The 2399-nt window shown below is 57.5% G+C and carries 3 protein-coding genes and 1 pseudogene; 3 read left to right on the forward strand and 1 reads right to left on the reverse strand.

Translation table 11 applies throughout. The features are described 5' to 3' along the window. Window positions 1-121: 121 nt before the first annotated feature. The 3 genes and pseudogenes from LPA44_RS17880 to LPA44_RS17890 form a co-directional block, all read left to right on the forward strand. Window positions 122-286 (forward strand): annotated as a pseudogene (locus LPA44_RS17880) (ABC transporter ATP-binding protein); the annotation flags it as partial. A 306-nt stretch (window positions 287-592) separates the two neighbouring features. Further along, window positions 593-856: a hypothetical protein gene (locus LPA44_RS17885; RefSeq protein ID WP_230890834.1), complete on the forward strand. Its 264-nt coding sequence runs from the start codon at window positions 593-595 to the stop codon at window positions 854-856. A 225-nt stretch (window positions 857-1081) separates the two neighbouring features. Further along, a complete protein-coding gene (locus tag LPA44_RS17890; protein WP_230890835.1) occupies window positions 1082-1759 on the forward strand; it encodes a helix-turn-helix domain-containing protein in 678 nt (225 codons plus the stop codon). 192 nt (window positions 1760-1951) lie between these two features. Here LPA44_RS17890 and LPA44_RS17895 read toward each other — a convergent pair whose 3' ends face one another. Beyond that, window positions 1952-2239 (reverse strand): DUF4870 domain-containing protein, encoded by a 288-nt coding sequence (locus tag LPA44_RS17895; RefSeq protein WP_330166508.1) that lies wholly within the window; start codon window positions 2237-2239, stop codon window positions 1952-1954. Window positions 2240-2399: the final 160 nt, after the last annotated feature.

The following is a 2399-nucleotide window of genomic DNA, read 5'->3' on the forward strand; positions in this document are numbered from 1 at the left end:
GTCAAGAGCGTTGACGAGGAAGTTAAGCAGTTGGTCTTCGTGGATTTCATCGTCTGCTTGCTGGGTTTTAGACACACCTTCTGCAAGCAGACGTCTCAACTAACCGGCTTTGTGATGTACTGAGGTTGGCATTCTCTACGACGGTGAACTGGTCGCTGAAGGCCCACCGGAGGAACTCACCGAGCGGCTGGAAACCGGTGCAGACAGCACGCTCGAAGATGTCTTCCTCGACGTCACCACCGAGGACGCCTACGAGGATGGAGACTCCGCACCGAGGTCGGAGTGAGCGGTTCGGTACGACGCAATTCCTCCGATTCGACACGACCATCGTGGCCACCGTTCGGTGACCGGACAGTCTCCCGCTCAGTGAAATTAGCACCGACCTTACTACTGCGTCATAGAAAAGTTCACAATCTCTGTTCTGGCCATCCGTGAACGGCCGATGCAGAGTTTGCATCTACCGCCAAGCGATTCTCTGCACCGCTGGTACGTGATCCGTTCTCTGAGGCCCTTTCGCTACACTATCGAGGGGTGAAGTGTCGCTACTAGATGCATACAAACCACTTAATAACAGCTACCCCTACGCATCCGTATGGTCACGCTCACTGCGCCCGTCGTACTTGGCGTGTCGCTCATCCTGCTGGCCGCGTTCGTCGCCGCCTGGGGCTACCAGTTCGGCGACCTGCCGCCAATCCGTGCGACCGCGGTTGTCGCGCTCGGCGCGCTTATCGTCGTCTACTCGCTGGCATCGATTCCGGAACTCCTCGCCGACCCCCTGCACTACGCGGTTGTCATTGCGGGCATGCTCGTTTTGAGCGTCGTGTGGTCTCGGGCACGGCGACTGATTCGCGCGTAGCGCCGACACCGACACCATGCGTTTTTGTGGCTGTACTCCACTGTTGCATCTATGGCGACTGCCTACGCATCGGGGCAGGCCAGTCACCGTTGGGTCATTCCCGATACAGACACATATCCACTGAGCGACTGCTTCAACCAAACGCGGTGAAAGCAATCTCCCTGCGAACATTTCTATGACTCCTTAGACCGGTACCGTAATGAGGAAACTGCACGTTGTACACGTATGGACGCCAGTATTGGCCGCACCGCCCGAGACCACCTCACTGGTCGATACGTCCTCTCGCTGGTCGCGTTTCTCGCCCTCGTCTACGGCGTCACCCAAGATCTCGAGATGGTTTTCGCCATCGCCCTCGGCCTTGCGTTCGTCGAGACGATCTCGATTCTCAGAGAGACGCCGACGGTCGATAGTCGCTGGGTAGGCGTTGGCCTCGGCGCATTCATCACCGTTGCCAGTCTCGCGTGGTTCGCGTGGGAACTCACTGCCGCAGCCGGAACGGGTGGACCGGTGTGGTTTCCGGCAGTAACCTCGCTCATCGGCGTCTGGTTCTTCCTCGACGCACGCAAGGACTTCGCTGACGGGGCTAATAGCCATGCACCCGACGACATGGATGCCAGCGAAATGATGCTCGTGATGAATCACGGCCACCTCGTCGTCGAAGAGCTAAAGCACGGCCCGAAAACCGTCCTGGAACTCGCCGACGCCTGTGATCTCACCGAATCACGGGTCCGCGAGGCACTCGATGTCGCCATCGACGACGGCATGGTCTACCGAGTCGATGGGGGCCCGAGCGACGACCTCGAACGGTACGCCCTCGATGAGTCAAAGGTTGGTGGCGTCGCGTTCGTCCGCTCGAACGGGAAGCGCATCGCACAGCGACTGGCGCGCCCATTTCGTCGTTGACAACAGACCCCGCAAGAGATTCACCGTTCAAGATACAGTGAATCCACGATCATCACCAGTCTAATTGCGCCGAGGAGGCTGTTGATGAGGATGTCCTGTTCAACTGAGACTCCGGGCATCTGATCGGCAATTCCCACGAGGATGACACCGAGGGACGAGCGCGAATAAACCAAATAAGGGCTGATAACGTGTTCAGATCAGATTGGGTGCGAGTGGGTACTCCCAGACTTCGCCGCTATTAGCCTTGACAGCCGCCCAGATAGTGAATGCGAGACTGATAAGCCCTAGAACGGCGGCAATTGCCGTAACGAGTATCACGAAGATGTCGCCTTGAGTGCTGAGGATGAAGCCAACAACCAGGAGTACAAAGGCTGCGCCAAACATGAACAGCCACCAGTTCACTGAGTTCCGAGCGTTCGATTTCGTGAATTCGTCGCTCGTGCGGAGGTAGACCACACCTGCACCGATGAATCCGAACACTAGCCCGATGAAGAGGGTGTCATAGAACGATTACCACACCAAAGAGCAGGGTGAATGCTGAGATGGTATGGCCTCAGCGACCCTGCAAGATGATCCTTCGGTAGAGACGTTCTTCAATGTCGCGGAGACCGAGACGCTAGCGCTGTTTGAGCACCTCTCC

This window comes from Halobacterium sp. KA-4 (assembly GCF_021028995.1).
GTDB lineage: Archaea > Halobacteriota > Halobacteria > Halobacteriales > Halobacteriaceae > Halobacterium.